This is a genomic window from Streptococcus cristatus (assembly GCF_003943505.1).
GTDB classification, from domain to species: domain Bacteria; phylum Bacillota; class Bacilli; order Lactobacillales; family Streptococcaceae; genus Streptococcus; species Streptococcus cristatus_E.
Genome location: NZ_RJPS01000007.1, coordinates 109,584 through 116,199 on the forward strand (window position 1 = coordinate 109,584; position 6,616 = coordinate 116,199).

The 6,616-nt window shown below is 44.5% G+C and carries 6 protein-coding genes; 1 reads left to right on the top strand and 5 read right to left on the bottom strand.

Annotated features, from left to right (window positions below):
* Positions 1-127 precede the first annotated feature (127 nt).
* Complete coding sequence (locus tag D8792_RS07545; protein WP_125373545.1) at positions 128-1,321, top strand: L-lactate MFS transporter; 1,194 nt, start codon at positions 128-130, stop codon at positions 1,319-1,321.
* 121 nt (positions 1,322-1,442) lie between these two features.
* Here D8792_RS07545 and D8792_RS07550 read toward each other — a convergent pair whose 3' ends face one another.
* The 5 genes from D8792_RS07550 to D8792_RS07570 form a co-directional block, all read right to left on the bottom strand.
* Entirely contained in the window at positions 1,443-2,714 is a 1,272-nt protein-coding gene (locus D8792_RS07550) for a TRZ/ATZ family protein (protein ID WP_125373546.1), read from the bottom strand.
* Positions 2,715-2,784: 70 nt separating this feature from the next.
* A complete protein-coding gene (locus D8792_RS07555; protein WP_125373547.1) occupies positions 2,785-3,486 on the bottom strand; it encodes a DUF4947 domain-containing protein in 702 nt (233 codons plus the stop codon).
* Between the two features lie 200 nt (positions 3,487-3,686).
* Positions 3,687-3,962 (bottom strand): non-specific DNA-binding protein Hbs, encoded by a 276-nt coding sequence (hbs, locus tag D8792_RS07560; protein WP_005589527.1) that lies wholly within the window; start codon positions 3,960-3,962, stop codon positions 3,687-3,689.
* 110 nt (positions 3,963-4,072) lie between these two features.
* A complete protein-coding gene (gene fakB / locus D8792_RS07565; RefSeq protein ID WP_125373548.1) occupies positions 4,073-4,906 on the bottom strand; it encodes a fatty acid kinase binding subunit FakB in 834 nt (277 codons plus the stop codon).
* A 185-nt stretch (positions 4,907-5,091) separates the two neighbouring features.
* On the bottom strand, positions 5,092-6,616 hold a 1,525-nt coding region (locus tag D8792_RS07570; RefSeq protein ID WP_221763070.1), incomplete at its 5' end, for an SHIRT domain-containing protein.

Genomic DNA, 6,616 nt, shown 5'->3' on the forward strand with positions numbered 1-6,616 from the left:
AGTAACAAATTCTGTAGCCAAACTTCTGCTATTTTATCTGCCGTGCAGAAAAGATGCCGAAGAACATTTGGATACGGCTGGTTTTCTATCACTTTTTAGAAAAAAATATATAAATGAGGATATCATTATGAAAAAAACACCAAATCGCTGGTTAATTTTAGCAGCAGCTATCTTAACCAACCTTTCTTTAGGTGCTGGATACGCCTGGTCTGTTTTTCAAAAAGCGCTGCTGGAAGCCAATGCTAGCCAAGGATGGGTGCAAGCTCAAACCTCTCTAGCTTTCAGTATCTCTTTTGCAATGGTGCCAATCGGCATGATTATTTTCGGACCTAAAGTCGATTCATTAGGCCCTAAGAAATTTGTCTTTCTAGGAGGAATTCTCTTTGGTGCGGGTATGTTTGCTACAGGATTTGCAACTTCTCTTCCTGTACTCTACTTGACCTACGGGGTTGTCCTTGGTCTCGGTATCGGATCAGCCTATGGCGCTTCAACTTCTGTCGCTACCAAATGGTTCCCTGATAAAAAAGGTCTCGCGGGTGGTTTAACCGCAGCTGGCTTTGGTCTTGGCCCACTAATCATCGGACCACTTGCCAAAACTCTCATCGCTTCAATGGGCGTTTATTCTACATTTAAAGTTCTGGGTATTGCCCTGCTTGTCGTTATCTGCTGCTCTTCTCTTGTCATGGAAAAAGCTCCAGCAGCTGCTCCAGCAGCAGGAGGTTCTGCACCGACAGGAAAAACTCACAAAGAAATGCTACGCGAAGGCAACTTCTGGTTGCTGTGGCTCATCTACATTTTAGGTGCTACTGGTGGTATGATGATCATCGGTTCAGCAGCGTCTATCTCCGACCAATATAAACTAGTTGGAGAAGCGACTCTATTCGTTATGCTGGTTTCTATTGCCAATACTTTTGGACGCATCTTCTGGGGAGCTGTATCGGACAAAATCGGCCGCTACCCTACTGTAATCGCCATGTTTGGCGCTGTCGCTGGTGGCTTGGCGCTGACCGCTCTCTTTAAAGGGGAAGGAAGCATCCTTGCAATCTTAGGTGTTATGCTTGTCGCCCTGTCCTTCGGTGGCTTCCTTGGATCTTTCCCAGGTATTACAGCAGAAAATTGGGGCGTGGCCAATGTCGGCACAAACTACGGCTGGATGTTCACGGCCTATGGTGTTGCAGCTATTGCCGGACCACAGTTGGGAGCTCGACTTGCTCAAGCTAACAAGGGAGACTATTCAATGGCCTTCTATATCGTTATTGGTATGGCACTCCTTGGTATCGTCCTACAATTATTCTATATTTCTAAATCAAAGAAAGCTTAAATCTAACACTAACTCTGGGGTATCCCGGAGTTTTTCTTTGACAAAGAAACTCTTAGTCAGCAGAAAGTGAAAAGAGCTTTCCTGACTAGCATAAAAGCCGAGACAAACTCGGCTTTTCTTTCTAACGGAACGATTCTAGATCAACTGTCAGTACCTGACCATCTCGGACAACCTGCTGCCCAGCAATATAGACATCCTGAACATCGCTGCCCTTGACTGCGTATACTAGGTGCGACAGCATATTTTTCAAAGGATAAAGGTGAAGTCGTCCCTTAGGCTGAATGGCGATAAAATCGGCTTGCTTGCCCGCTTCCAGACTGCCGATTCTCTTCTCCAATCCCAGAGCTTTGGCTCCTTCAATGGTCAAAGCCTTCAAGGCCTGCTCAATCGCAAACTGAGTCGCATCTCCTGCCCGCATCTTCTGGAGGAGGGCAGCTGTCCGACCTTCTTCAAACATATCCAGATTATTATTGGAAGCGACAGAGTCCGTCGCTAAGCCAACGGTCACCCCAGCGGCTAATAAGTCTGTCACTGGAGCTACACCAGAAGCCAACTTGAGGTTGCTGATAGGATTGTGGGCGATGCTGACTGGAGAAGCTGCCAAATCCGCAATCTCTGACGGATTTAGCTCAACCCCGTGAGCAAAAATGGCTGGCTGCTCCAAGTAGCCAAGCTCTTTCAAGAAAGCCAAAGGCCGTTTACCATAGCGCTCCAGGATGATTTTATTTTCTTCCTGGGTCTCCGCCACATGTATATGAAGCTTCAAATCCAGCTCACGCGCTAGCTCAAGACTGCCCTTGAGCAGATCTTCGTCACAGGCATAAGGCGAATGCGGCGCCACCATGACCTGAAAATCTTCATCTTCATAAGCGAGGATTTCCTCAATAATGGCCCGAGTATGTGCCAGAGTCTCTGCTGCTGTTTCAGCTGCTGAGCTAAAGAGGGTTGGTGAGAAATAGCAGCGCATACCAGACCGCCGTACAGTCTGATAAATCCGGTCAATCTCCACTCCCTGAGGATTATACATATCGTTAAAAGTCGTTGTTCCTGACTGGAGCATTTCAGCCAGAGCCAGTTGGACAGCCTCGGTTGTTAGATCAGATGTGAATTGACTTTCTGCCGGCCAAATATAGTCCTCTAGCCATTCGTGCAGATTACTGTCATCACGAATCCCGCGCAGCAAGGTCATGGCTGAGTGAGTATGGCAGTTGACCAGCCCCGGCATGATCCAAGCCCCTTCATAATCTACTGTTTCACTGCATTTTCCTAGCCAGCTTTCATCGTAGGGGCCACAGTAGGCAATGCGTTCATCCTCCACAACCAGCAAGCCTTCCCGATAAACATGAAATTCGCTGTCACAGGTCACCAGATTGACATTAATATAAGCTTTCATCCTTGCTCCTTCCCATTTCTTTTTAGCTATTATAGCAAGCCTAATAAACTAGCGCAAGAATTTTCCAGGATTATTTAAAATAAAGATAATCAGGATTGGGAGTCATATAATACAACTCTCCTTTAGAGAAAATCAGATTAATTTTATGTTGCTTATAGCTATATAAAATATAATCACTCTCCAACTGATAGTCTTGGTTCAAGCTAGCTGCCTGTGCAATATCCACTGCTGTTACATAGAAAGCCTTTGCCTGCTCTTCCGTCACACGCTGACCTTGATAGAGCTCTCTTATATTTTCTAACTCCTGAGCTTTAAAAGTGTCCTTAATGTAGTTCGGATCCTTTATGACGGCCTCTGGCTCGCCAAGAACCTTTTTGACTTGCTCCTCCGTATAGCCTTTGAAATCAGGCGCTTGAGCGCTAAATCCTCCCTCAAAAGAACGATAATACACCTTGGCATTACCTGTTGCATAGATCTTGTCTGTATTGGCAGACTGCGCATCTTGAGGCAAGCCATCTGTCAATTCATCTGGCGAACTTGTCGCCTTGCTCTCAGAAGCTGAGACACTTGATGATGAGGTCTGGCTACTCTTTGATTTTTCTTGCTGACTAGAGCCTGTATCCTTACCTGCTTCCGCTTTCTTTGGTATTTTCACCTTTTGGACAGAAGAGGCTTCAGACCTAGGAACCCTTTTCCTTGGATAATAGCAAGCTGTCAAAGCCATGACAGCTGCAAGCATGGTTAAAAAGGTTATTATTCTTTTAAAATTCATAGTTACCCCCATTTCTTAGCTACATTATATCATATTTTAAGTTGAGCAGGAGGAGCATCCTGATTTTTACCGTCTTCTCTAACAAACAAATACTGTGTCTTCTAGAAGCTTAGGAAAAATGATTGATGTTATGCCAAAACATAAGAAAAAGCCTACTGCACAAGCTAGGAAGCTGATACAATAGGCTTTTGATTTTTGTTTTATTTTACAGCGTCTTTAAGAGCTTTACCTGCTTTGAAAGCTGGAACTTTAGAAGCTGCGATTGTGATTTCTTTACCAGTTTGTGGGTTGCGACCTTTACGTGCTGCACGCTCACGAACTTCAAAGTTACCAAAACCGATCAATTGAACTTTTTCACCTTTTGAAAGGTATTCTGTAACTGCTGCAAATACAGCGTCAACTGCTGCTGCTGAATCTTTTTTAGTCAATTCTGTAGCTTCTGCCACTTTTGCGATCAAATCTTGTTTGTTAGCCATTTAACAAATCCTCCAATTTTTTTCTGGGTTAATAACCCTAACAGATATTATCATATCTAAAAAAAGCGTCTAGGTCAAGTCTTAAGCAGACATTTTACAAATAATTTACTCTATTTATAGCGAACTAGAACGGCCCATGCATTTTCTCCAGTGTGAGTTTGGATGATGGAACCTGTTTCTAAGACAGGGATTGGTTTTTCAACAAATTCCTGCAGCTCTTCCTTCATTTGATTAGCAAATTCTGGTCCACCCGCATAGGAAATTCCGATTTCTTCAATTTCCTTCTCTTTCAGAGACTCTTTCAAGTCATCCAGCCATTTCTTAAAGGTTTTAGCGCCCCGTCCTTTGACAATAGGAGTCAAGGTATGATTTGTCATCTGCATGACGACACGAATATTTAAAAGCGAGCTAATCAGACCAGTCACACGGCCGATACGGCCACCTTTGACCAAATTTTCTAAGGTTGATACGCCGATATATAGCTCTGTCTTGGCTTTGACTTCCTCAAGTTTTTGTAAAATCTCCTCCAAAGTCGCTCCAGCTTTTGCCATCTTAGCAGCCTCAACGACTTGGAATTTCATCGCTTGGTCCGTGAAAGAACTATCGACAACCGTTACATCAGCCTTAGCCAAGGTAGCACCCTGACGAGCTGCCTCTACAGTGCCAGATAAAGCATGAGACATGTGAATCGAGATAATTTGGACATCTTCCGCTGAAAAATCTTCGAAAACCTCAGCAAATACTCCAACTGGTGGCTGGCTAGTCTTAGGTAGATTTTTACTAGACTTCATCAACCGAAGGAATTCTCCCTCCTTCAAATTGGAATCCGAGTAGACTACACCGTCAATCATGACCGTCAAAGGAACTATTGTAATATTCAAATCTTTTGCTAGTTCAGGCTCAATCGTAATCGAAGAGTCTGTCACAATTTTAATTTTTGTCATATTTTCCCTACTTTTATCCTATTATTGAGTCTATTATACCAAAAAATCCTAAGTTTTTGTGAATCAATCTTAGCTTAATCCATAAATCTCAGAAAAATAAGAGCCTTCTAAGTCAAACACTACTTAGAAGACTCTTAATGATTTGATTGAGGCACTAGCCAAAGCTTACACAAAGAGATGCTCTTTTAAGCCTCATCATCTTTGCGCTTGTGACCAAGAATCATGAATCCTAGACCCGCAAGAAGAGCACTTGTCGTCGCTCCCGCGATGGAAACTGGAGCAGTGCTACCTGTATTTGGTAAGGTCGCTTGTTTAGTCTTATCTCCTGCAGGAGTTGGAACAGCTGGCTTAGCATTTGGAACAGGTTTGCTTTCAGGCTTCACTAGCTGATCCGTTTGAGCTTTATCATCAGTCTCTTGATCTGGCTTCACTTCTGGAGTCACTGGTGTAACCGGACTTGGCTGAGGTTCTGGTTTCGGAACCGGTTGCGGTTGTGGCGCTGGTTCTGGTTGTGGTTCTGGTTTCGGCTGCGGACTAGGAGCTTGCTTGGCTTCAAAGGCCCATTTGCCGATGAAGGTTAAACTTGTTTCCTCTTCCACTTTTTTGTAGCCCACGAATTTCCAAGTGCCATTTGCAGCAGCCACTTCTACAGGCATTGGTGTTTCTGGAACAAAAGCAATCGCTGCTGAAGAGCTTGTCGTATATGTTCCACTTTGCGGAAGTAAGCTCAATACTTCTGCTGGCAAGTTATTGTCTACCGTAGCACTTTCGAAGCGGTAAGTCACTTTATAGGTTTCAATTACCGGTGCAGGCAAAACATTAACTGGTACAGGAACTTCAGTAGAAGAACCATCTGGATAATCCACACGAACTGTACCGCTATAAGTACCTGGTTTTGTAGTATCTATTTGACCCGCAGGTGTGATATCGACTACCTTAGTGCCAGCTGGAAGGCTTGGCAAGTTCGTCACATTATCGGTCAAGTCTGGTGTTTCTCCAACCTTGATAGTTTCTTCCGTTACTTGAGGCGTATAAGTTTCAGCATTTGTCGGATTCGCCTTGAATTCCCACTTACCTACAAACTCTACATCTGCCTTGTTGACAACGGCGCTAGCTGCATCATAACCCTTGAAGGTCCATGTGCCGTCGTTCACACTATCTGTGTAGGTCGCTTGCGCTGGTTGCTTAGCGGAAACAGTATTGCCATTTTCATATGTTGCACTGTCGCTTGGAGCCAATGCTGCGATGGCTGCTGGAAGAGCCTTACCTGCTGTCTCGCTCTCGAAGCGATAAGTAGCTTGATACTTCTTAGCTTCAAAGGCCCATTTACCTACAAACTCTACATTTGCCTTGTTGACAACGGTGCTAGTTGCGTCATAGCCCTTGAAGGTCCATGTGCCATCGTTCACTGTGTCTGTGTAGGTCGCTTGCGCTGGTTGCTTAGCGGAAACAGAGGCACCATTCACATAAGTTGCACTGTCGCTTGGAGTCCAATCTGTGATTTCCGCTGGAAGAGCCTTACCTGCCGTCTCACTCTCGAAGCGGTAACTTGCTTGGTACTTATTGGCTCTAAATTCCCACTGACCAACAAAGGTAACATCTGCCTGATTGACCACTGCGCCAGCTGGAATATATCTCTTAAAGGTCCAGATACCATCATTCACTGCGTCTGTGTAGGTAGTTTGGATTGGCTGCTTAGCCAAAACTGCA

Bases quoted from the DNA above. Each gene is read 5' to 3' on its own strand.
- D8792_RS07545 (WP_125373545.1), top strand. From the start codon at position 128: ATGAAAAAAACACCAAATCGCTGGTTAATTTTAGCAGCAGCTATCTTA.
- D8792_RS07550 (WP_125373546.1), bottom strand. From the start codon at position 2,714: ATGAAAGCTTATATTAATGTCAATCTGGTGACCTGTGACAGCGAATTT.
- D8792_RS07555 (WP_125373547.1), bottom strand. From the start codon at position 3,486: ATGAATTTTAAAAGAATAATAACCTTTTTAACCATGCTTGCAGCTGTC.
- hbs (WP_005589527.1), bottom strand. From the start codon at position 3,962: ATGGCTAACAAACAAGATTTGATCGCAAAAGTGGCAGAAGCTACAGAA.
- fakB (WP_125373548.1), bottom strand. From the start codon at position 4,906: ATGACAAAAATTAAAATTGTGACAGACTCTTCGATTACGATTGAGCCT.